Source organism: Kineosphaera limosa NBRC 100340, assembly GCF_000298215.1.
Classification (GTDB): domain Bacteria; phylum Actinomycetota; class Actinomycetes; order Actinomycetales; family Dermatophilaceae; genus Kineosphaera; species Kineosphaera limosa.
The window spans coordinates 1-21,206 of the sequence record NZ_BAHD01000026.1 but is presented as its reverse complement, the minus strand read 5'-3'; the positions used below and the strand labels follow the sequence as shown (position 1 = coordinate 21,206).

21 protein-coding genes are annotated in these 21,206 nt (G+C 71.4%); 9 read left to right on the top strand and 12 right to left on the bottom strand.

Features of this window, described 5'->3' with window-relative positions; translation table 11 throughout:
* Positions 1 to 110: 110 nt before the first annotated feature.
* On the top strand, positions 111 to 1,325 hold the full coding sequence (locus tag KILIM_RS08655; RefSeq protein WP_040562748.1) for a hypothetical protein: 1,215 nt from the start codon (positions 111 to 113) through the stop codon (positions 1,323 to 1,325).
* 78 nt (positions 1,326 to 1,403) lie between these two features.
* Here KILIM_RS08655 and KILIM_RS08650 read toward each other — a convergent pair whose 3' ends face one another.
* The 4 genes from KILIM_RS08650 to KILIM_RS08635 all read right to left on the bottom strand — a co-directional run bounded on the left by KILIM_RS08650 (position 1,404) and on the right by KILIM_RS08635 (position 6,308).
* Positions 1,404 to 1,664, bottom strand: a complete 261-nt coding sequence (locus KILIM_RS08650) for a putative endonuclease domain-containing protein (protein ID WP_006592281.1) — start codon at positions 1,662 to 1,664, stop codon at positions 1,404 to 1,406.
* The gene (locus tag KILIM_RS22245; RefSeq protein ID WP_006592280.1) at positions 1,609 to 2,424 is read right to left on the bottom strand and encodes a hypothetical protein; all 816 of its coding nucleotides are present in this window, start codon (positions 2,422 to 2,424) and stop codon (positions 1,609 to 1,611) included. Before KILIM_RS22245 ends, KILIM_RS08650 begins: the two co-directional genes overlap by 56 nt.
* Before the next feature lie 584 nt (positions 2,425 to 3,008).
* Complete coding sequence (lon, locus tag KILIM_RS08640) at positions 3,009 to 5,348, bottom strand: endopeptidase La (RefSeq protein WP_006592279.1); 2,340 nt, start codon at positions 5,346 to 5,348, stop codon at positions 3,009 to 3,011.
* A gap of 75 nt (positions 5,349 to 5,423) precedes the next feature.
* Positions 5,424 to 6,308 carry a CPBP family intramembrane glutamic endopeptidase gene (locus tag KILIM_RS08635; RefSeq protein WP_255247627.1) on the bottom strand — a complete coding sequence of 295 codons (885 nt, stop codon included), beginning with the start codon at positions 6,306 to 6,308 and terminating at the stop codon, positions 5,424 to 5,426.
* Between the two features lie 151 nt (positions 6,309 to 6,459).
* Here KILIM_RS08635 and KILIM_RS08630 point away from each other — a divergent pair, with 151 nt between their 5' ends.
* Positions 6,460 to 7,371 carry a CPBP family intramembrane glutamic endopeptidase gene (locus KILIM_RS08630; protein ID WP_006592277.1) on the top strand — a complete coding sequence of 304 codons (912 nt, stop codon included), beginning with the start codon at positions 6,460 to 6,462 and terminating at the stop codon, positions 7,369 to 7,371.
* On the opposite strand, the gene KILIM_RS08625 is transcribed toward KILIM_RS08630, so the two are convergent.
* Complete coding sequence (locus KILIM_RS08625) at positions 7,279 to 8,925, bottom strand: phytoene desaturase family protein (RefSeq protein WP_006592276.1); 1,647 nt, start codon at positions 8,923 to 8,925, stop codon at positions 7,279 to 7,281. The two genes, KILIM_RS08630 and KILIM_RS08625, sit on opposite strands and share 93 nt — an antisense overlap.
* A gap of 109 nt (positions 8,926 to 9,034) precedes the next feature.
* Here KILIM_RS08625 and KILIM_RS24960 point away from each other — a divergent pair, with 109 nt between their 5' ends.
* The 5 genes from KILIM_RS24960 to gnd all read left to right on the top strand — a co-directional run bounded on the left by KILIM_RS24960 (position 9,035) and on the right by gnd (position 13,001).
* Positions 9,035 to 9,577, top strand: coding sequence for a putative universal stress family protein (locus KILIM_RS24960; protein ID WP_006592275.1), 543 nt, complete (start codon positions 9,035 to 9,037; stop codon positions 9,575 to 9,577).
* Positions 9,574 to 10,020, top strand: a complete 447-nt coding sequence (locus KILIM_RS24955) for a camphor resistance protein CrcB (protein ID WP_006592274.1) — start codon at positions 9,574 to 9,576, stop codon at positions 10,018 to 10,020. Before KILIM_RS24960 ends, KILIM_RS24955 begins: the two co-directional genes overlap by 4 nt.
* Positions 10,017 to 10,421 (top strand): fluoride efflux transporter FluC, encoded by a 405-nt coding sequence (locus KILIM_RS08610; RefSeq protein WP_006592273.1) that lies wholly within the window; start codon positions 10,017 to 10,019, stop codon positions 10,419 to 10,421. The genes KILIM_RS24955 and KILIM_RS08610 overlap by 4 nt, the downstream gene beginning before the upstream one ends.
* Positions 10,422 to 10,508: 87 nt before the next feature.
* On the top strand, positions 10,509 to 11,195 hold the full coding sequence (locus KILIM_RS08605) for a hypothetical protein (protein WP_006592272.1): 687 nt from the start codon (positions 10,509 to 10,511) through the stop codon (positions 11,193 to 11,195).
* 213 nt (positions 11,196 to 11,408) lie between these two features.
* Positions 11,409 to 13,001, top strand: a complete 1,593-nt coding sequence (gene gnd / locus KILIM_RS08600; protein WP_006592271.1) for an NADP-dependent phosphogluconate dehydrogenase — start codon at positions 11,409 to 11,411, stop codon at positions 12,999 to 13,001.
* A gap of 62 nt (positions 13,002 to 13,063) precedes the next feature.
* On the opposite strand, the gene KILIM_RS08595 is transcribed toward gnd, so the two are convergent.
* Positions 13,064 to 13,558 (bottom strand): ANTAR domain-containing protein, encoded by a 495-nt coding sequence (locus KILIM_RS08595; protein ID WP_006592270.1) that lies wholly within the window; start codon positions 13,556 to 13,558, stop codon positions 13,064 to 13,066.
* 462 nt (positions 13,559 to 14,020) lie between these two features.
* On the opposite strand from KILIM_RS08595, the gene KILIM_RS08590 reads away from it, so the two are divergent.
* A complete protein-coding gene (locus KILIM_RS08590; RefSeq protein ID WP_040562746.1) occupies positions 14,021 to 14,923 on the top strand; it encodes an NAD-dependent epimerase/dehydratase family protein in 903 nt (300 codons plus the stop codon).
* Here KILIM_RS08590 and KILIM_RS08585 read toward each other — a convergent pair.
* From KILIM_RS08585 to KILIM_RS08560, 6 genes are all read right to left on the bottom strand, one after another.
* Positions 14,912 to 15,667, bottom strand: a complete 756-nt coding sequence (locus KILIM_RS08585) for an alpha/beta fold hydrolase (RefSeq protein ID WP_006592268.1) — start codon at positions 15,665 to 15,667, stop codon at positions 14,912 to 14,914. The genes KILIM_RS08590 and KILIM_RS08585 overlap by 12 nt on opposite strands.
* A gap of 68 nt (positions 15,668 to 15,735) precedes the next feature.
* Positions 15,736 to 16,452, bottom strand: coding sequence for an ABC-2 transporter permease (locus KILIM_RS08580; protein ID WP_006592267.1), 717 nt, complete (start codon positions 16,450 to 16,452; stop codon positions 15,736 to 15,738).
* Positions 16,452 to 17,075, bottom strand: coding sequence for an ABC-2 transporter permease (locus tag KILIM_RS08575; RefSeq protein ID WP_006592266.1), 624 nt, complete (start codon positions 17,073 to 17,075; stop codon positions 16,452 to 16,454). The genes KILIM_RS08580 and KILIM_RS08575 overlap by 1 nt, the downstream gene beginning before the upstream one ends.
* 47 nt (positions 17,076 to 17,122) lie before the next feature.
* On the bottom strand, positions 17,123 to 18,040 hold the full coding sequence (locus KILIM_RS08570; RefSeq protein WP_006592265.1) for an ABC transporter ATP-binding protein: 918 nt from the start codon (positions 18,038 to 18,040) through the stop codon (positions 17,123 to 17,125).
* Entirely contained in the window at positions 18,037 to 18,492 is a 456-nt protein-coding gene (locus tag KILIM_RS08565) for a GntR family transcriptional regulator (RefSeq protein ID WP_083876019.1), read from the bottom strand. The genes KILIM_RS08570 and KILIM_RS08565 overlap by 4 nt, the downstream gene beginning before the upstream one ends.
* Positions 18,493 to 18,577: 85 nt before the next feature.
* The gene (locus KILIM_RS08560; protein ID WP_006592263.1) at positions 18,578 to 19,078 is read right to left on the bottom strand and encodes a nucleoside deaminase; all 501 of its coding nucleotides are present in this window, start codon (positions 19,076 to 19,078) and stop codon (positions 18,578 to 18,580) included.
* Between the two features lie 106 nt (positions 19,079 to 19,184).
* Here KILIM_RS08560 and KILIM_RS08555 point away from each other — a divergent pair.
* On the top strand, positions 19,185 to 21,206 hold a 2,022-nt coding region (locus KILIM_RS08555), incomplete at its 3' end, for an exodeoxyribonuclease V subunit gamma (protein WP_006592262.1).

Genomic DNA, 21,206 nt, shown 5'->3' with positions numbered 1-21,206 from the left:
CGCGTCTGACGGAATTGCTCTCTCCGGGCCCCGCCCTGCGTCCATCCGAGACCGCCGGCGGCCCTGGTCTGCGACGCTGGTGGGAGGCACCGCAGACACAGGGGAAGCACATGGGCGTCAACATCGACATCTGGGATCCGGGCGACCCGCCCCAACCCTTCTCGGTCTGGTACGACCGCTGGGAGAACCCGTCGATGGGCGACGAGCCTCTCGCCGCGCCGACGCCACGCATCGCCCGCTTCGCGGAGCGTTACGAGGAGGCCCTGGCTCGCGAGGGCATCGACATCGAGACCCACCTGCCGGAAATGAACCGCAACGGTCGACTCGAGTGGTGGTTCAACGGGGACACCGTCAGCGCGGGCAAGTTCCTCGGCGACCGCGCCGCTGACGCGATGGACATCGCCGCGCGCATCGCCCGAGAGGTCGGCGCCGTCGCGTTCGTGGGCCTAGAAGAGGCGGTGCCGCACGGGTGGGAGCCCGCGTATCCCGATGCCGAAATACCCGAATACGCGACGCGGACGTTATACGTCGTCGTCCCGGAGCTTGCCGCCGACGGACCCGAGGACGCGCTACGCCGGGCCAGATGGGCCGAGCATCGGTACGGTCGGCCCGAGCCGCGCCTGATCGCCTTCCTCGAGCGACTCACCGCTAGGTTCGCGACCTTTGGGCTCTCACCCGGCTCGTCGCCGACGATGGAGGTGCCAGCCCGGGACGGCACCGAACACCATCTCGTGCAGCACCAATTCACGACCCGGCTGCCGCCTTCACCGCACGACTGGGTCGTCGCCACCGTGCACGAAGGCCGGCATCGGCTGGAAGTGTCCACTGACCCGCTCGACACCCTCGGTGCTCAGATCGAGCAGGCCACGCGCGAGGTCGCGGAGGATCTCGTCGTCATCAACACCGGTCTAGCGACGACGATGACCCACTTCACCGCTCACCTCGTGCCGCGCGATCAGTGGGACAGGCTCGGACCGGAGGCGAGCACAGCTGCCGGCCCGGGCGTGGGCGGGTCAGCCGCAGCCAAGGCCGTGCTCGAGACGCTGCGCAGCACCTTCACAACCATGGACCTGCTCCCCCACGACGGCGCCGACACGCCGGACTCGGTGTGGTTCGACACGGCGCAGGACCTCATGGTCGCCGAGGCCAGCGGGAGCGGCGATGTGGTCACCGTCTTCGGCTCCGAGACCGAGGAAGGACTGCACGCGGGGGTGCTCCGGTGTCTCGCCGAGGCCCGCCCGGCCGACTGGCTCGTCGTCGTCACCGACGAGCGGTCCGCAGCCCTCCTCCCGGAGGGCGTGCCGTACCGGTCGTTCGGAATCTGAGCGACCTGCCGGGGCGTCCCCGACCGACCCAGACGTGAGGTTCGCGGGCCAGGCCGACCGCCGGTGCGTCGAGAGTCGCTACCTCCCGCGCGCCCGAGCGACGAAGCGTCTGGTTTCTCGCGGCCCGTAGCCGCGGCTCACGCGGGCGTGCACTACGGCCTGCGTGGCGGTGCGGACCCAGTCGGGCTCGCGCGTCACCGCGGCGAAGCTGTACGGCAGCACGATCCAGTCGCGGCCGGCGAGTTCGACCTGACGCCGCTGCGTCTTCTCGAACAGCTCGCGATCACCGTGAAAGGCGTAGCTGTCGGCCTCTATGACGATGCAGTCGCTCGTCGGCAAGATCGGTGTGGGCCGTGAATCCGTCGCCGCCGATTTCGAACTGAGGCACCGGGGTCAACCCCGGGACGTCGACATGAACCGCGCGAAGCGCCGACTCGAAGGGGTTGGCGGCCCGCCCGTCCGCGAGGTCGCAGACTCGCCGCACCTGGCGCGAGCCGACGCCGCGGAAGGCCGCGCCCGCGGCCCGCAGTTCGATCGCTCCGACCGCTTCGGACCGCAAGGCCGAATCGGCCACCGCGAGCGCCTCGCCGAACGGCAGCCGCCGAGCGCAGTCGATGACTGTTCGCAGCGGGTCAGTGACACTGTCGGCCAGCTCGGTCGTCGACAGGGTTCGCGCCCAGTACCGCCGCACCTGCCCGGTGCCCTCGGGCGGCTTGCGGTGCAACGGAAGGGCGATGTCGATCTGGGTGGGCTCGCGCAAGATCGGCCACCCGTGATGCGCGGCAGCGCACAGGAGCGACAGCGCCCCGGCCTGGCCGCGGGCAATGGCATGCCGGGCCGTGAGCGCCGCGATCTCTTCGGGCGAGGGGCCTTCCTGCCACCGCGCCCACGCCCTGGTAGGCGCGTCGCCGCCGAGCGCTGGATCGGCGAAGGCTGCCAGCGTGTAGACGCCGTACCCGCAGCGCACCACCAGACCGTCCGCCACACAACGGCGCAGCGCAGCCTTCGAGGAGGCTGCGACGAGGTCGGCGGTCGTCGCCACGCCACCAAGCTCGGTGAGCCTGGCGAGAAGGTCGCCGCAGCGGGACGGACGGGGCACCCCAGCATCCTGGCGCGCCTCGCGCCAAGCCATCCGAAGTTATCCACAGGCTCGGCTTTCTCTCGCCCTGGCCGTTCGCTCGGGAGGCCTCCCGAGATGCCATGTCGCCCATGTCCCCTGGTCAGCGACCTGGTCACAGGCTGTCCACATGGTTCGGCCACTGTCCGAGCGCAACGGCTGGCCAGCAGCCCATCGCTGCGGCATCTCACGCCAATGGGTGCGGCGGCTCGACAGTCATCGGCGTCACACGCAGCACTGCGGCGCCCGGCCAAACACCTGCCCCACGCCCGGCCCACGCCCGGCGGCTGCAGAACTCGACGACGTAGCGACTTCTCGACGCACTCGCGGGCCATGCTGAAAAGCACGCACCACGCTGACCTGCATCTTTACAAATCGGCCTGCGCGCGAGTGAGTCGAGAAGTCGCTACGTCTGAGCGGACCGAGGCACCACCGACCCCGCCCTCGCGATGCCACAAGTAGGGACGCTCCCCGGGGGGGCTTGGCCTCGCGAGTCAGGAAATCGCTTGCGGGACAACACGATCGCGCGCCACCAGCGGGTGGCGCGCGATCGCGAGAGGGGTGGGTCAGGCGGCGGTTGCCGCGTTCTCCGGTGTCGCCTCGTTGGAGCCCACCGGCTCCAGCGCGGCAGTAATGAGCGCGCTGACCTCGCCCATGGGTCGCACCGTGAGCGCCTCGAGGATCTCGGCCGGGACGTCGTCGAGGTCGGGCTCGTTGCGGCTGGGCACGAAGACGGTGGTCAGGCCGGCGCGCTGGGCGGCGAGCAGCTTCTGCTTGACGCCACCGATCGGCAGCACCCGCCCGTTCAGCGTCACCTCGCCGGTCATGCCGACGTCCGAGCGCACCGGGCGGCCGGTGGCCAGCGACGTCAGGGCCGTGACCATCGTGACGCCCGCCGACGGGCCGTCCTTGGGGATCGCCCCGGCCGGCACGTGAATGTGGATGCGCCGGTCGAGCACGCTGACGTCGGCGATGCCCAGCTCGGCGGCGTGCGAGCGCACGTAGGAGAGCGCGATCTGCGCCGATTCCTTCATGACGTCGCCAAGCTGCCCGGTCAGAGTCAGGCCGGGCTCGCCGTCGACGGCATTGGCCTCGATGAACAGCACGTCGCCGCCCATCCCCGTGACGGCCAGGCCGGTCGCGACGCCGGGAACGCTCGTGCGCTCGTGGGCGTCGGGGGTGAACCGCGGGCGCCCGACGTAGTCGCGCAGGTCGGCGGCGTCGATGACCAGCGGGCCCGACTCATCGGCCAATTTGGTCGCCACCTTGCGCAGGGCCTTGGCGAGCAGCCGCTCGAGTTGCCGAACCCCCGGCTCTCGGGTGTAGTCGGCAGCGAGCAACCGTAGCGCTTCGTCGGTGAGCTCGACCTCCTCGGCGGTCAGGGCGGCCCGCTCCAACTGCCGGGGCAGCAGGAAGTCGCGGGCGATGGCGACCTTCTCGTCGCTGGTGTACCCGTCGAGCGTCACGAGCTCCATGCGGTCCAGCAACGCCTGCGGGATCGACTCCACGACGTTGGCCGTGGCGAGGAAGACGACATCGGACAGGTCGAGATCCAGGTCGAGGTAGTGGTCGCGGAACGTGTGGTTCTGCGCCGGGTCGAGCACCTCGAGCAGCGCCGCGGCCGGGTCGCCGCGGAAGTCCGAGCCGACCTTGTCGATCTCGTCGAGCAGCACGACGGGGTTCATCGAGCCGGCCTCGCCGATCGCCCGGACGATGCGACCGGGCAGCGCCCCGACGTAGGTGCGCCGGTGGCCACGGATCTCCGCCTCGTCGCGCACTCCACCGAGGGCGACGCGGACGAACTTGCGGCCCAGCGCCCGGGCGACGGACTCCCCCAGCGACGTCTTGCCGACGCCGGGCGGGCCGACGAGCACGAGCACCGCTCCGGAGCCGCGGCCGCCGACGACCTCTAGGCCTCGCTGGGCGCGGCGGGCCCGCACGGCGAGGTACTCGGTGATGCGGTCCTTGACGTCGTCGAGGCCGTGGTGGTCGGCATCGAGGATCGCGCGGGCTCCCGGGATGTCGGTCGAGTCGGTAGTGCTCGAGTGCCAGGGCAGCTCGAGGACGGTGTCGAGCCAAGTGCGGATGTAGCCCGCCTCGGGGTTGTTCTCGCTGGCCCGCTCGAGCTTGCCGACCTCGCGCATGGCCGCCTCGCGGACCTTCTCGGGCAGGTCGGCGGCCTCGACGCGGCCGCGGTAGTCGTCGGCACCTTCCGGCTCGCCCTCCCCGAGCTCCTTACGGATGGCGGCGAGCTGCTGGCGTAGGAGGTACTCGCGTTGGGTCTTGTCGACGCCGGCCCGCACCTCTTCGGCGATCTTCTCGCTGACCTCGGCCTCGGCGATGTGGTCTCGGGTCCAGCCGATCACCAGCCGCAGCCGAGCCTTGGTGTCGGGCGTTTCGAGCAGTTCGCGTTTTTGGCTGTCGCTGATGTAGCTGGCGTAACCGGCCAGGTCGGCCAGCGCCGAGGGGTCGCTGACGCGGTTGACGGAGTCGACGACCTGCCAGGCGTTGCGTCGCTGCAGGTCGGCCAGCACCAGCGCGCGGTACTCGGCCGCCAGGGTCGTGGTCTCGTCGTCGGGCTCCGCATTCTCGATCGGCGCGACCTCCATCCAAAGCGCAGACCCTGGGCCGCTGACCCCTTGCTCGAGGCGGGCGCGCTGACGGCCGCGCAGCACGACGGCCGGTTCGCCCCCGGGCGTGCGGCCGCGCTGCACGATGTCGGCCAGCACGGCGTAGTCGGGCAGTCGGTCCTCCAGCCGCGGCGCGATCAGCAGGGTGTTGTCGGCGCTCGCGGCGGCAGCGTCGACCGCGGCCTGCCCGGCGTCATCGAGTTCGATCGGCACGACCATGCCTGGGAGCACGACCGGTTCGCCGACGAGTAGAAGGGGAAGACGCAGCTGCGTCATGTGGCACCTCCAAAATTGAGTTCATGTCACTCAATGCAGAAGGGGCCGGATCTCTTCCCGAGTCCGGCGGGAGCCTCAGCTGAGGCGATGCAGGATCTCCACCGCCGGCCCCCAGCCGTTGACGAGGAGATGCGCGAGCACGACGAGGGTCAGGTTGCGGTAGCGCCACCACAGAACGCCCATGAACAGCCCGAACGACCCCTGGGCGGCGATGACTCGGGCGACGTCGAGCGGGAGGTTGCCGGTGCCGTGCGAGCCGAGGTGCATGAACGCGAAGGCCAGGGAGGCGAGCGCAATGCCGAGCCACGGGCCGAGCAGCGCCTCCAGCCGGGTCTGCAGCCAGCGCCGGTAGAAGAGTTCTTCACCGAGACCGGCCGTCACCGCGGTGGCGACCGCGGCGACGACGAGCAGTTCGGTGTCATAGCCGGAGAGGTCGTGCTGGGGAATCCACGGCGCCAGCAGCGCCAGCCACGCCCACGCCGCGACCGCGATGGCCGGCGCCCACCAACGCCACGCCGCGCGGGGCACTTCGAGGCGCACGGCTCCGCGGATCGTCAGCACGGTCAGCGCGGGAACCAGCATGAGCAGCACGAATTTGCCGAGGACGTAGTTCTCCCCCTGCAGCGGTACGAGCCCGACGGCCACCGGGAACGCGACAGCGCACCCGAGCAGCACGATCGTCGTGAGCAGCAAGGGTCGGGCGTTGACGGCGGACACGGCCAGCGCGGGCCTTCTGCCCGGCAGCGCGAGCGCCAGGGCGATGCCGACGAGCGGGGGCAGGATGGTGACCCAGACCGGGATGGCGGGGGCCCCTGGGTCCGACGACGTCGGCGTGCCGTGCGGGAAGGCCAGCGCCACCGTGACGAGGCTGACGATCCACAGACCGCCCAGGGCAGCGGCCAGCGGCAGCGCCGTTGGCGACGGGAGCACCGGCATTCTCGTGGAGCCAGATCGGGTCACGGCGACCGACTCTAAGTCCCGGCCGCCACCCACCGCCGACGCCCCGCCCCGCCGCAGCCGTGCGTGCCACATGTTTGACGGGAGTAGCAGGCTCACCGGCCCGATCTGGGAATACGCTGATTCTCATGACGAGCCGGTGAAGGAGCCTTCGATGACGGCAATCGTGCGAAACAACCCGGTCCTGACGTTCATCGTGCTGGCGTTCGCCGGCTCCTGGTTGGTGTGGGCGCCGTGGTTTCTGGGCTACAGCGGGATCGGGCTCTTCACCTGGCAGATGTCCAGCCTGACCGCCCTCAACGTGCATGTGTTGGGTCTCTTCGTCGGGCCGTTTCTGTCGGCTCTGATCGTCAGTCGGATGGTTGATGGGCCGGGCGCCCCACTGCGGCTGTTGCGCCGCATCGTGCAGTGGCGAGTCAACCCGTTGCACTACATCGTGGCGCTGGTCGCGGTGCCGCTGGCGATCTTCGCCGGCTACCTGAGCGTGCCTCGCGGCCCGGGCACCCCGAGCGTCACCTGGACTCTCGCGGCGTTCGTGCTGCTGTTCGTCGCGCTGGCCATTCTGGGCCCAGTTCAGGAGGAGGTGGGGTGGCGCGGGTTCGCCCTGCCGCGCCTGCAGCAGTCCCTGCACCCGCTGGTCGCGGCCGTCGGGCTGGGGCTCCTGGTGTTCGTCTACCAGGTGCCGTTGATGACCACCTCCGCGTGGAACCTGCGCTTCGCCACCTTCACCGAGATGGGCCTGTACGCGGCCTTCCTCGTGGCGGTCTCGATCGTGCTGTGCGCCCTGCGCAACCTGGCGCACGCCAGCCTGCTGCCCTCGATTCTCGCGGCCCACATGGTCAACTGGTCGCTGATCGCGGCGCCGGTGGCCATGGGCGTGCCGCTGGAGACCATCGCGCCGGCCACGATGGGCATGTCGGTCTTGGCGTTGGTCGCGGTGTTGCTCACGGGCGGGCGCCTGGGGGCGCCCGGCTCACCGAGCGCGACCGACCCAGCCCGGAGCGGGATCGCCGTAGAGCCGGTGCAACGCCCCCAGTCGCAATCGGTCGAGTCCGCGGCCCGCTAGCCCCACGTCGCGCAGCGCCGCGCGCGCCGCGAGGTACCCGCACGCTCCGTGCACCCCACCACCTGGATGGCTGGCGGCGCTGCCGAGATAGAGGCCACGCAGATGGGTTCGCGGCCCCCCGAATCCCGTGGCCGGTCGCCACAGACCCTGCTGAAACAGTTGCGAGGTGCCGCCACCGACGGCCCCGTCGCCGAGGTTCGCGTCGGCCCGCTGCAGGTCGGCCGGGGTCTGGTCCCAGCGGTCGAGGACCAGCTCGCGCCAGCCAGGGGCGAAGGCGTCGAGCATCGTCTCGGTGTGTTCGATCGTCGCGCGCGCGGCCCCCTCGTCGGTGACACCCCGGGGTAGGTGGGTGTAGAGCCAGAGCGCCTGAGTTCCGCGCGGGGAGCGGGTCGGGTCGATGGTCGTCATCTGCCCCACGAGGGCGAAGGGTGCGGTCGGCACCCGGCCGGACTCCAGGTGCGCCGACCAGCGCACCATCCCCGGCACGTCGCGGCCCACGTGCACGACGCCCGCCGCCCGCGCCTGCCGCGCGGTCCACGGCATGTCGGCGGCGAGGCGGTAGTTGGTCTTGACCGTCGGTAGGTCCCAGGCGAAGTTGCGCACGCGTGCGCGAAGTCCGTCGGGCACCTGCGCCGGGTCGAGCAGCCGCCCGTAGAGGGCCGGCGCGCTGGTGTCGGCCACCACCGCGCGGCGCACGGCGATCCACTCCCCCGCGAGCGTGCGCACGCCGGCGACGCGCGAGTCCCGCACGACGATCCGATCGACGCTCACGCCGGTGCGCAGCTGCGCTCCGGCCGCCTGCGCCCGCCGCGCCAAGGCCGCCGCCAGCTGGCCCGCCCCGCCCACCGGAGCGGGGTAGCCGACATCTTGCGCGAGCATGGCCAGCAGCCACCCGAACATCCCGCTGACGGGTGCCGTCAGGGGCACGTCGGCGTGCAGGGCGTTGCCGGCGAGCAACTCGCGCCCGGCGCGCCCCTCGAAGAGCTCCTCGCCCAGGCGCAGGGCAGGTAGCAGGAGGAAGCGGGCGAAGTCCGCGACGCCGCTTGGGTGGACGCGGCGCAGCAGCCGGGCAGCGCTGGTCAGGGGCGGCCACTGCGTCAGCAGCGCGTCGAGCAGCGGGCCCTTGACCTGCTCGTACTGCTCGACGAGCCGCAGCCACGTCGCGCCGTCGCGCGCAGCGTCCTGGGCCAGGGCCGCGGCGGTGTCCTGCGCGCGGGCTTCGATGGCGGGCGCCTGCGACTCTCCTGGTCGCGCCAGGTGCGCGACCTGCGTCGGGGCCCACGCCCACCGCAGCCCGTGCGCCGGCAGGTCCAGGTGGCGCAGCACTGGCGAGGCCAGGGCCAGCGGATGGCAGGCACTGAAGGTGTCCATGACCCAGCCGTCGCGGTCGCTGGAGTGCACCGCGCCGCCCACGACCTGCCGCTGCTCGAGGACCAGCACGTCCCACCCTGCGTCCGCTAGCGTCGCGGCGGCGACCAGGCCGTGGTGGCCGGCCCCGATGATCACGGCGTCGACCGCCGGTCCAGCAGAGCGTCGCGGCAGCAGCTCGGGCATACGTGCACCTTCCTTTCTGGGCCTATGGTCCCCGACGCGGCGACAGAACCTGCGAAGATGAAGAATCAGCCCCCTCCGCCGAATTCGTCGCGCTCACCAGGAGAGGACGATGGCTACGCACGTTCCGCCCCAACCGAGTCCGGACCGGCTGACTCAATTCGCCAGCCATCCCATCGTCGTCGGAGTTCAGCCCGCGCAGCCCGATCTGGTCGCGTTGACGGCCGCGTCGCTGGCCCGCGCCAGCGGAGCCCCCGCCCTCTACTTCGGGTACGTGGATACCGGCCGAGTCACCGTCGAAGAGTTCGCTGACGGCACCGTCAAGCACCAGTCGATGAACCCGGACGTGCTCGACGACGGCGAATGGCAGCGCACGGCGGATCGGCTCACCGCCCAGATCGCCGCCGTCATGGACGGGCAGGGGGTGCCCTGGCACCTGCGCTATCTGGCGGGCCGCGCCGATCGCGCGCTGACTCACCTGGCGCGGGCGGTCGATGCCGCCGCGTTCGTCGTCGGCACGCACTGCGGCAAGCGGCGCGGCTTGGACTTCCTGCACCGTTCCCTGGGCGTACAGCTGACGCACCGCCAGCACCGGCCGGTGCTCGTGGTGCCCCTGCAGGTCGTCGACTGGCGGGGCCGCGCACCGTGGGAGTGAGCCAGCGTCCGCACCGGGACCCGCTGCTGCTGGCCCTGGTGGCCGTGGGTGGCGGCGTCGGCACCGCGGTTCGGGCGGTGGCGGAGGAGCGGTTCGCCGCGCCTGCGGGCAGCTGGCCGTGGGCGACGTTCGCCATCAACCTCTCCGGGGCCTTCGCGTTGGCCCTCCTGCTGGAGTCTCTCGCGCGCCGCGGACCCGATGTCGGCCGGCGCCGCGCCGTACGACTCGGGGTGGGCACCGGCGTGCTCGGGGGCTTTACCACCTACAGCACCTTCGCCGTGGAGACCGGGCACCTGGGGTGGCCGTTAGGCCCGGCGTATGCCGTGGCCACGGTGCTGCTCGGCCTGCTCGCGGCGGCCGCGGGCCTGTGGCTGAGCCGGGCGTTGCCGACGCCGACGCGAGCGGCGAGCCCGCACCGCGGCCCGGAGCCGGAACCCCGATGACGGTGCTCTTCGTGGCGCTGGCCGGGGGGCTGGGGGCGGTCACCCGGTGCGTCGTCGACGGTGAGGTCGAGCGCCGGCTGCGCTGGCGGCGTGGGCGGGGCTCGCAGTCGGCGCCGCGGGCGCTGCCGCTCGGCACGTTGTTGATCAACGTCACCGGGTCGCTCCTGTTGGGCTTGCTCGTCGGCCTGGCCACCCGGCATCCGGGGGTGTTGCCGCCGACGGTGGTGGCCGCGGTCGGCACCGGATTCTGCGGTGGCTACACCACCTTCAGCACCGCCTCCGTGGAGTGTGTGCGGCTGTGGCTGGCCGGCGGTCCGGCCTCCGCCGCCGGCTACGCAGGGCTCACCCTCGTGGGCTCGGTCGCGGCCGCATTGCTCGGGATGTCGCTGTTAACGCCATAACGCGCGCGGGGGTGCTGCCGCTGGAGCGCGGGAGCAGCGCAGAATAGGGAGCCACGCACGAGTGGTTATGGGAGACGGGGATCGAAGATGAGCGCCGAGGAAGTCCGCGAACTGCTGATCGATGAGCTGAATCCCATGGCAGGAGCGTGTGCGGTGATGATCGCGCATCTCATCGACGCTCCCGACGAGCCGCCCGCCACCAGGGAGGATCTGCTGGCCATGGTCACCGCGGCCATGGAGAGCGGTCGAGCGCCGATCGGCCCGCTCGAGTACGCCGAGGAGGAGATCGACTACGGCCTGCGCACCAATGTGCCGGTCGCCTCCATCACCACGAGCGCCGACGGCCAGGTCTCCCTGCGTCTGGCCCTGGCCCTGTCGGGAAATACCTGCATCGGTGTGGGGGGCAACCGTTACGGGTACCAGCCGCATCTGGGTGGGCGCGTCAGTCCCTGGACCGTGCTGTTGCCGGATGTCGAGGCCGGCCTGGCAGAGCTCGTCGTCTATATCGACGAGCGCGCCAAGCTCATGGGCTACCACGGCCGGGTGCGCGCGACGCTGGAACTCATCTCGGCCGAGCCCGTGCATCCCGGGACCATCCACGGCGACTCCGGACGGGTCGTCGTCGGCGAGCCCATCGAGGCGTTCGAGCCGCTGACCTTCGAGTACTCGATCGACATGCCGGCGCAGTCCTTGCAGTCGTTGGTCTACGAGGTGGCCACGCAGGTCGCGCGGCGCTTCGGGGCCGATGAGCCGCAGTTCTTGACCCGCCCCTGAGATCCCGGGTCGGCAACCTGCGCCACGAACGCCGGCCGTCTCGGCGTGCCGCGGTGCGCCGACTCTTGGACTCGAAATCAACCGTGGATATACGTAACTCAGGTTTGCAGATCGCAAGTCTTGGCACAGTGGCTCGGCCCCGGCGGCCCCGCCTGTCGGACGAAGCTCGGACACTCGTTGCCGCCACCAGCGCACCAGTGAATGAATGAGGCCATGACTGCACGCGAAACCCAGCCCGAGCGCACCGACCGACCCGACGCGCCCACCGCAGACCCTGGAGCAACCGAATCCCCGCAGCAGCAGGATCGGGCGGCCGCCGCCGAGGCGCAAGCCGCCGGCATCCCCACGACGAGCCCGCAAGAGACCCGGCCGGCCTCGCCCGGATCGGCGCAGGTCGGCGTCATCGGGATGGCGGTGATGGGCAGCAACCTGGCGCGCAACATGGCGCACCACGGCTACCGGGTCGCGCTGTTCAACCGCACGTTCGCGCGCACTCAGGCGGTCATCGCCGACCACGGCACGGAGGGCGAGTTCGTGCCCGCGGAGCACCTGGAAGACTTCGTCGCCTCGCTGGAGCGACCGCGGCGCATCGTCATCATGGTGCAGGCCGGCGCCGGCACCGACGCGACGATCGACTCGCTGATCCCCCTCCTGGAGGAGGGCGACATCGTCGTCGACGGCGGCAACGCCTTCTACGAGGACACCCGCCGCCGCGAGGCCAAGCTCGCCGAGCACGGGCTGCGGTTCATCGGCGCCGGCATCTCCGGTGGAGAGGTCGGGGCCCTGGAAGGACCGTCGATCATGCCGGGCGGCCCGGAATCCTCCTACGAGTTCATCGGCCCGATCCTGGAGGACATCTCCGCCAAGATCGACGGCGAGCCGTGCTGCACCTACATCGGCGCCGACGGCGCCGGGCACTTCGTGAAGATGGTGCACAACGGCATCGAGTACGCCGACATGCAGTTCATCGGCGAGGCCTACGAGTTGCTCAAGGCCCTCGGCCTGAGCCACGAGGAGATGGCCGACACCTTCGACGGGTGGAACTCCGGCGACCTCGACTCCTACCTCATCGAGATCACCGCGCAGGTGCTGCGGCAGACCGACGCGCGCACCGGCAAGGCCCTCGTCGAGGTCATTCACGACGCCGCCGGGATGAAGGGCACCGGCACCTGGACCGTGCAGTCGGCGCTCAACCTCGGCACCCCCGTCGACTCGATCGCCGCCGCGGTCTTCGCCCGCGCCGTCTCCAGTCACCCGCAGCTGCGCGCGGCGGCGCAGGCGGCGCTCACCGGACCCGACGGATCGCTGCAGGTGGACGACCCGGCCGCCTTCGTCGATGCCATTCGCGACGCCCTGTGGTGCGCGAAGGTCATCGCCTACGCCCAGGGCCTGGACCTCATTCGGATGGCCGCCGCCGAGTACGGCTGGCAGATCGACGTGGCGGCCGTCGCTCGCATCTGGCGAGCGGGGTGCATCATTCGCGCCAAGCTGCTGGGCCGCATCAGCGACGAGTACGCCGCGAACAACCTCGTGACGCTGCTCGAGGCACCTTCGATCAAGGAGGAGCTGGGCGCCAAGCAGGACACGTGGCGGCGGGTCGTCGCCACGGCGGTCGTCTCCGGCGTGCCGGTGCCCGGCTTCTCCTCCTCACTCGCCTACTACGACCAGGCGCGCGCGCCGCGCCTCAACGCCGCGCTCACCCAGGGGCTGCGCGACTACTTCGGGGCGCACACCTATCGGCGCATCGACGACGAGGGCTCGTTCCACACCTTGTGGTCCGGCGACCGCTCGGAGGTGCCCGCCTGAGCCGTTCGCCGCGGGAGTCCTCGCGGTAGTCCTCGCGGCGGGGCGCGTAGTGCCTGGTCCGGCTACGCGCCCCGCCGTTGCGGGTGGGACTCACGATGCGCCAGCACCCCGGTTTCCACCAGCTCAGAGGCGACGTCGCGCACCTTGCGATTGGTCCGCTGACTGACCTCCGCGAGCACGCGGAAGGCGGCGTCCGGGAGCAGCTTAAGGCGTTCGACGAGGACACCGACGGCCGTGCCGATGATCCGCGACGTGGCCAACGCCGTCGTGAGGTTCTCGACTTTGTGGTGCGCCGCGGCCAACTCCTTGGCGAGGGCCTCGGCGTCGTCGGGCTCCTGCGCGGCGGACTCCTGCGCCGACTCCGCAGTGGCGGGCTGCACGGCGACGGACTGCTCGTCCACGCAGAACTGGGCACCGGGCGGCTGCGTGGCGACGAACGCGAAGCGATCGGCGTCGCCGCCGGCCGGACGTTCGAGCAGGGGGATCGCTGCGCCGAAACCGCGCCGCGGCGTGGTCAGAGCGCTGCCGAAGGCAGTGGAGTGGGACATGGGGACCATCTGGGCTCCCTCGATCGAAGGTGGGAGCGCGTGGTCCGGGCGCTGGTACAGCCAAGGTTAGCCGCCGCAAGACGCGGCGACCAGGCGCGGGTCCCGGCCGCTGCAGGTCGGCCCGCGATCCGACCCCAGAGACCCTTGCGCAAAGACTGCCCGTATGGCAGCGTTATGGATATCACAATTCGCGGTCGCGGATGCCCTTCCTGGCGCCTCTGCGGACGGCTCCGCAGCTCGCGTAGCGCAGGGCACCCCGTCGACGGCGATACATCGGCCTGAACCCACGGCTCACTGACGTCATGAGGCCAACCACTCGGTGCCCTCACCCCGACGCCTCCCGCATCCGGGTATCGGAGCATCGACCCATCGGACCTCTCCTCGTGCGCCTGCAGCGCGTCTGTAGTGCGCACCCGCGGTACGGCAGCTTCGAGCTCCGGCTTCGCTTGCGCGTGAAAGGACGTGTAACGAATGCACATTTCTCCACCTCGGTTACGCAGGGTCGTGGTAACGGGCGGAGGGGGCTCGGTCGGGGGACATCTGTGCTCACGGTTGCGGGCGCAAGGTGTGGCGGTGGTCAGCGTCGACACCTTCACCAGCGGGTGCCCGGGGCACCTGTCGCACCTGGCCGATGACGCCGGGCTGATGATCGTCAATCACGATCTGGAGCAGCCGCTGCAGGTGCAGGGCCCGGTCGACCTCGTCATGCATCTGGCCTCGCCGAGCCTGCTCGGCGAAGAGGGACGGCTGCGCCGCGTCCTCGCGGGACCGCACGGCACTCGCACCGCGTTGGAACTGGCGCGCGACAAGGGGGCGCGATTCGTCTTCGCTTGCGGCACAACGGGGCCCGATGACGAGGAGTTGCAGGGCGGCGAGGCTTTGACCACGGCCTACCGGCACGCCTACGGGATGTCGACCGCCGTCGCGCGGGTCTTCGACAGCTACGGCCCGCACATGCGCAGCCAGGAGCGCAGCACCATGACCACGTTGGTGCAGCAGGCGTTCTCGGGCGGCCCGGTGCTCATCGCCGGAGACGGATCGCAGGCACGCTCGGTCTGTTACGTGGACGACGTCGTGAGTGGGCTGCTGGCGCTGTCGCGCAGCGGCGCGCACGGGGTCATGGAGTTCGGCGATCCCGAGCCGCGCACCCTGCTGGATCTGGCCCGCACCGTCGTCGACGCCGCCGGCACCCAGGCTCCCTTCCTGTTCGTCAATGCCGCGACCGAAGCCGTCGGCGCCCAGCCCGACATTTCGCGGGCACGGGAAGTGCTCGGCTGGCAGCCGCAGGTGGCGCTGGCCGACGGGGTGCGCCGCACCATCCGCGCCATGCGTGAGTCGCTGCAAGGAGCGGGCCTACGCCGGCTAGCGCTCTGAGCCTGTCTCTCGGTGATCTGAGCGCCGGGTCGCTTCGGTGACGGATTCGCGCAGGATGTCGGCGACCTGATCGGCGTGGGTGAGGGGCGCCAGGTGGCTGGCTCGTGGGATGACCCGCACGCGCGGGTGGCGGGAGCGCCGCGCGTAGTGCCAGAGGTCGATGCCGAGCTGGTCGAAGCGCCCGGCGACGAGGTAGATCGGGCACGTGACCTGCGCCAACTGGTCGGCGCGGGCGTCGGCGACGACGGTGGCCCAGGCCGCTGGGGTCACCGCGTAGCCGGTGGCGTCCGGCAGCGCGTCGTCGCTCAATCCCAGGCCGCGCAACACCCGGTTGGCGACCCTCGCCATCCGCTGCGGGCCCAGCAGCGGGATGAGCTTGGCGAAACCCGTGTACGTCATCACGAGGTAGGGATGGCGAGCCGGGTCGGCGGTGGCGCCGATGAGCGCCAGCCCCGCGAGCCGCTCGGGGTGGCGGTACGCGTAGGCCGCGGCGACGTAGCCACCAAGGCTGTGCCCGGCGAGGACGACCGGCCGCCCCGCTCCCCCGCCGGCATCGTCGATCGCCCGCGCCACGACCTCCAGGGCCGCCTCGGTCGACCACTCCTGGCCGGCGCGCTGACCGTGCCCGGGCAGGTCGACCGCGACAACCTGTGCCTGCGGGATGGCCTGCGCATACCCCCGCCAGGCACGCGCGTCGAAGCGGGTGCCGTGCACGAGCACGAGGAGAGGGAGGTCGGCGCTCACGCCCCCACGCTAAGTGAGCGCGCCGAGGCGCCGAGTGCCGACTCGGCCACCGACGCCGACTCGCGCGGTCAGAGGTCGGTGCGGGCGAAGGCCCGCTCGGCGAGGCGGCATCCCGCGACGAGCACCGCGACCGCCGCGCCGGCGAACACCAGCACCGGCGGGATCGGGCCGCCGTAGAGCCAGGCGTCGAGCTCGGCGGTGCCGCTCCAGAAGTCCGCCCCGCGGCTCAGCGGCACGGCGACGATGAGGGCGATGACCACGGCCAGCGTCGCGAGGGAGCCTGTCTGGTGCCACCGCTTCCACGACGAGTACCGCAGAGTCAGGCTCACCGCGCAGATCAAGAGCATCGCGGCGATCATCGCGAGCACCAATCGTGCCTGCGTGAGGTCGCGGCCCAGCCCATGCCAGACGAGGCCCACGGCGCCGGTAGCCATGGCCAGGCCTACCGCGAGCAGCGTGACGTGCACGAATCGGGCCCGCACCAGCTCCGCTCGCGTGAGACCGAGCACGCACATCAGTCGCTCCTGCGCCCGCGAAGACTCCAGGTTGCGGTCCTCGAACGCCAGCGACGCCATCCAGAAGGCGATGAACGGCGAGGCATAGAAGGCGGGGCCGAAGACGGCGAACAGCGCGAACGTCACGAGGCTCAGGCCCCCCAGCACCGTGTGCTGCCCCACGGCCAAGCTGACGTCGAGGCGCAGGGCCCGTCGCAGGCTTCCCGGCCTCACGGCGGCCTTCGCCGGCCGCCGCGCGCGACTCCGGGTCGGTGTCGGCTTGTGGTCCATCACAGGTCCTTGGTGGCGTAGGCGCGCTGCGCGTCGAGATAGGACAGCGGCACGGCGATGACGGCCAGGGCTGCTGTGAGAGCGAACGCGACCAGGTTGTAGGCGGTCATGTCGGAATCGATCGGCACCAGCACCATCGTGGCCGCGGAGAGCGCCAGGGTGCCGACCGCGACCAGGATCATGACGACCGTCGAGGCCGCCCGGCCCCGACGGATGCGCGCCGGGATCCCGGCTGCCAAGACCACCATGACCCCCGTGCCCAGCCACCAGGTCAGCGTGAGCTCCTCGGCCGCCGGGCGATTCAGGAGCAGCCCGACCACCGGCACGTAGATCGTGGTGACGAGGACCAACCCGAGAACCGCCGTTCCAGCCCACAGGTAGCGAGCCGTGACGATGCTCCTTCGGGGCAGCCCGAGCGACGGGCGAAGTCGCCGCACGGCGGTGTCATCCGAACGCCAGGGGGTCAGAGCCACCATCGCCGCCCAGAGCACCACCAACGTCGACGGCAAGCTGGTGCCCCCGAGCCACATGCCGAAGCCTCCGACCAGGGGAAAGGCGACGAGGACCACCGTCACCGAGCCCGACTCGACCGCCCGCCAGTCCAGCAGCAGCGCCTGTCGCACGGAACTCCGTGCTGATTGCGCGCCGGGCGCGACACCCACCTGCGCGCTCACGACGCCACCCCCTTGGCGATGCCGACGACGATCTGATCCAGCGACGGCGCCTCGACGACCAGACCGCCCCAGGAGTCCGCATCGCCGGAGCGGGCCAGGCCCTCGAATCCCACCGGATGCTCGCGCAGCCCCAGCAGGGTGGCGCGAAGCTCGTCGGTGAGCTCGTCCGGGCCGCCGCGCACGAGCCGATACTGCTCGATGAGGTCGGCGGTGGACGCAGTCGCCGCCACCCGACCGTCGGCGAGCACGACGACGTGGTCCGCGATCTTCTCCAGGTCGGCGGTGATGTGCGTGGAGAAGAGCACGCTGTGGCTCTCGTCGGTCATGAAGTCGGCGATGACGTCGACGAAGCCATCGCGCGCCAGCGGGTCGAGGCCGGAGGTCGGCTCGTCGAGGATCAGCAGGTCGGGGTCGTGCGCGAGGGCGACCGCCAGTTGCAGGCGCATCGTCTGGCCGCGGGAGAGGTCTTGGATCTTGGTGCCGGTCTTGATCCCGAAGCGCACGAGCAGCGAGCGATACCGCTCGGGTGACCAGCGCGGATAGAAGGGCCGCACGGCGTTCTCGAGCGAGGTGGGGGTCCACCACGGCACGAAGTAGTGCGAGTCGAGGACCACGCCGACGCGGTCCATCGGTGGGATGTCGATGGTGCCGCTGCCGGGCACGACCAGGCCCAGGGCGCAGCCGATCGTCGTCGTCTTGCCCGAGCCGTTGGCACCGACGAGACCGACGACGTAGCCGCGCGGCACCTGCAGGTCGATGCCCTCGAGGGTGAAGTCGTCGAACCGCTTGACGAGGTCCGTGATCGTCAACGCGTCGGCGTCGGTCCCCACGGCGTCGTTCGTTGCCGGGCGTTCGGTGGGTCCGCTGTCGCGGGCGCCCGTCCCGAGGTCGCTGCGGTCTGTCGGTGTGTTCATCGGTCCTCCCCTGGATGGCCGTGGTCTGACTGTTCGTCGGGTGCGCGGGTCGGGCCGTGCGAGCGGCTGTCGCCGCCCTCGTCGGCGGTCAGCAGCGCCTCCACGCTGGCGCGGATTTCCGCGTCGCTGAGCCGGCCCGCTCGAGCGGCGTCGATCGCCGCGCTCAGGTGCCGCTCGACCTCTCCGAGCACGTGCTCGCGCACCAGTTCGGCGTCGCGGGCCAGCACGTAGCTGCCCTTGCCCTGGACGTTCGTGACGAACCCCTCGGCGGCCAGGTCGGCGTAGGCCCGCGTGGTCGTGATGACCGACACCCGCAGGTCGCGCGCCAGCGCCCGGATGGAGGGCAACCGTTCTCCCTCGGCCAGTTCCCCCGCCATGATCGCCGCGCGGATCTGCCCCGCGATCTGCTCGTAGATCGGACGCCCGGAGGCGTTCGAGATGACGATTCGCACCACCCATCTCCTTACTGTCTATATGCACTATAGACAGTAAGGGCACCTATGTACAGGCTGCCCGCGGCACGCTCCTGCGGCGCGGCTAACGGCCGCGTGACGAGGCCACCTCATCGAAGAAGCGGCGGTGCAAGGCGCGAACCCGGTCGGCCAGTTGCGGTGCCGGACCGTCGACTTCTGCGTCGGGTACGACGCTGGTGATCGGCAGCGGGGCGACGGGCGCGTCGGGAGCACCCCACTCCTGCTGCCACTGGGCGAACTGCAGCGCGGAGGCGGCGTAGACGATGCGCCCCAGGCCCACCCAGCCGTGTGCGGCGGCGCACATCGGGCAGTGTTCGCCGGAGGTGTAGACGGTGGCGGCGGCCCGCTGCTGGGGCGACAGGTGACCGCCGGCCCAGCGCGCCAGCCGGAACTCCGGGTGCCGCGTGCCGTCGCGGCTGACCACGCGGTTGTGGTCCTGCAGCAGCACCCTGCCGTCGGCGTCGACGAGCAGCGAACCGAACGGCTCGTCCCCGGCCCTCAGCGCCTGTTCGGCGAGGTCGACCGCTCGGTTCAGGTGCTGCAGGTCCACGGGGCTCAACGACATGCGGGCCAGTCTGCCGGGAGTCGGCGCTCGCGGGCACCCCCGCGCCCCCTCGGGCGCCGCTGCGAGGGAGCGCAGGCTTGTCGGGGGTGCCGGTTAGTGTCGTCGAATGGCCCTCTTCGTGCACCGCGGCACCGCCACGGACCACCTCGCCGACGGGCTCGCCGACCTGCTCACCCAGCCGGTCGACGACCCCTTCGCCCAGGAGGTCGTCGCCGTGCCCGCCCGCGGAGTGGAGCGCTGGCTCGCCCAGCGGCTCTCGCATCGACTCGGCGCTCGGCCGGGATCCCACGACGGCATTGCGGCCGGCATCCGGTTCTCCTCACCGCACTCGCTGGTGGGCCTGATCCTCGGCATCGACCGCGACGACCCCTGGCAGCCCGATCGACTCGCCTGGTCGGTGCTGGGCGTGCTCGACGAGGCCATCGACGAGCCGTGGGCGGGCGTGCTCGCCGCTCACCTCGGTGAAGACCGTGCGCTGAGCGCCCAGGAGCGGGAGTTGCGCCGCGGCCGTCGGTTCGCCGTCGCCCGGCGGCTCGCCGGTCTGTTCGCCGCGTACGCCCAGCAGCGCCCCGCGATGTTGACGCAGTGGCGCGAGGGTCTGGAGTCAGATGGGTTGGGGGGCGCTCTCGACGCCGACTTGCTCTGGCAGGCCCGGCTGTGGCGGCTGATCGTGGACCGGGTCGACGCCGACCCGCCCGACGTGCGTCACGCCCGGGTGCTGGCCCGACTGCGCAGCGGAGTCGGGGGCGTCGGTTCGGTCGGTTCGGTCGGTTCGCTCGAGGCTGACGGCGTGGCGGGGCTGGACGGGCTGGACCTTCCGGGGCGGCTTTCCCTCTTCGGGCACACCCGCATCGCCCGCAGTGAGATGGAGATCATCGACGCGCTCGCGCAACTGCGCGACGTGCATCTATGGCTCCCGTCGGCCTCGCCGGTCGCTTGGGATCGTTTGGCTCCCGAGTTGGCCGCGGGACCCGTGCCGCGGGTCGACGATCACAGCGCCTTGCACGTGCGCCACCCGCTGCTGGCCTCGCTGGGTCGCGACTCCCGCGAGTTGCAACGCACCCTCGCCCTGGCGTCGTCCGCGCACTCGAGCGCTGAGAACCACGACTCGCCGGCGCAGGGCGACTCGCCGGAGCCGGCGACCCTGTTGGGGTGGCTGCAACACGACATTCGGCGCGACGCCCCGCCGAGCCCTTCGGAGCGGGCCGGCCGGGTACTCCCGGGCCAGGACCGCAGCCTGCAGATTCACGCCTGCCACGGCAGAGGGCGGCAGATCGACGTCGTCCGCGACGTGCTGGCCGGGCTCTTGCAGGCCGACCCGACCCTGGAGCCGCGGGACGTACTCGTCATGTGTCCCGACATCGACTCCTACGCCCCGCTGATTCACGCAGGCTTCGGCCTGGGGCAGGTTGTGCGGGAGGACGTGCTGGCCGAGACCGCCGGCCGCGACGGTGGGCACCGGCTGGCCGCCCACCCGGCGCACGGGCTGCGCGTCAGCCTCGCGGACCGGGCGCCGGCCCACACCAACCAGCTGCTGGCGCTGGCTGCCCGGCTCGTCACCCTGGCCGGTGGCCGCGTGACCGCCGCGGACGTGCTCGACCTGGCCCGCACGCCCGCGGTGCGGCGCCGCTTCGGGCTGGACGACGACGACCTCGACGAGACCGCCGGCTGGGTCGAGCAGGTGGCGGTCCGCTGGGGCCTCGACGAGGAGCACCGACGCGATTTCGGGCTCGTCAACATCGGCCAGAACACCTGGCGGCACGGACTGTCGCGGATGCTGCTGGGCGCCACCCTCGACGGCCAGGACGCAACAACTGTCGGCACCGTGATGACCCTCGACGGGGTCGACAGCGCGGATATCGACCTGGCCGGTCGGTTCGCCGAGCTGGTCGACCGCCTGGGCGCCACCCTGCGGCAGCTGCACGAGTGCGCCACCCCCCGGCAGTGGACCTCGACCCTGCGCGACGGGGTGCTCGCCCTGACCGACACGACCAGCGACGACAGCTGGCAGGTCGCCCATCTGACGCGCGAACTGGCCCGCATCGAATCCGCCGCCGAGTCGGCCGCAGGGTCGGCCGCCGGGTCGGCCGCAGGGTCGGCCGCCGGGCAGTCGCCGACCGGAGCGGCG

Coding starts and splice junctions, on each gene's coding strand:
- KILIM_RS08580 (WP_006592267.1), bottom strand. CDS start 16,452: ATGGACCACAAGCCGACACCGACCCGGAGTCGCGCGCGGCGGCCGGCG.
- KILIM_RS08590 (WP_040562746.1), top strand. CDS start 14,021: ATGCACATTTCTCCACCTCGGTTACGCAGGGTCGTGGTAACGGGCGGA.
- KILIM_RS08595 (WP_006592270.1), bottom strand. CDS start 13,558: ATGGTCCCCATGTCCCACTCCACTGCCTTCGGCAGCGCTCTGACCACG.
- KILIM_RS08610 (WP_006592273.1), top strand. CDS start 10,017: ATGACGGTGCTCTTCGTGGCGCTGGCCGGGGGGCTGGGGGCGGTCACC.
- gnd (WP_006592271.1), top strand. CDS start 11,409: ATGACTGCACGCGAAACCCAGCCCGAGCGCACCGACCGACCCGACGCG.
- KILIM_RS08655 (WP_040562748.1), top strand. CDS start 111: ATGGGCGTCAACATCGACATCTGGGATCCGGGCGACCCGCCCCAACCC.
- KILIM_RS08625 (WP_006592276.1), bottom strand. CDS start 8,925: ATGCCCGAGCTGCTGCCGCGACGCTCTGCTGGACCGGCGGTCGACGCC.
- KILIM_RS08570 (WP_006592265.1), bottom strand. CDS start 18,040: ATGAACACACCGACAGACCGCAGCGACCTCGGGACGGGCGCCCGCGAC.
- KILIM_RS08560 (WP_006592263.1), bottom strand. CDS start 19,078: ATGTCGTTGAGCCCCGTGGACCTGCAGCACCTGAACCGAGCGGTCGAC.
- KILIM_RS08605 (WP_006592272.1), top strand. CDS start 10,509: ATGAGCGCCGAGGAAGTCCGCGAACTGCTGATCGATGAGCTGAATCCC.
- KILIM_RS08630 (WP_006592277.1), top strand. CDS start 6,460: ATGACGGCAATCGTGCGAAACAACCCGGTCCTGACGTTCATCGTGCTG.
- lon (WP_006592279.1), bottom strand. CDS start 5,348: ATGACGCAGCTGCGTCTTCCCCTTCTACTCGTCGGCGAACCGGTCGTG.
- KILIM_RS24960 (WP_006592275.1), top strand. CDS start 9,035: ATGGCTACGCACGTTCCGCCCCAACCGAGTCCGGACCGGCTGACTCAA.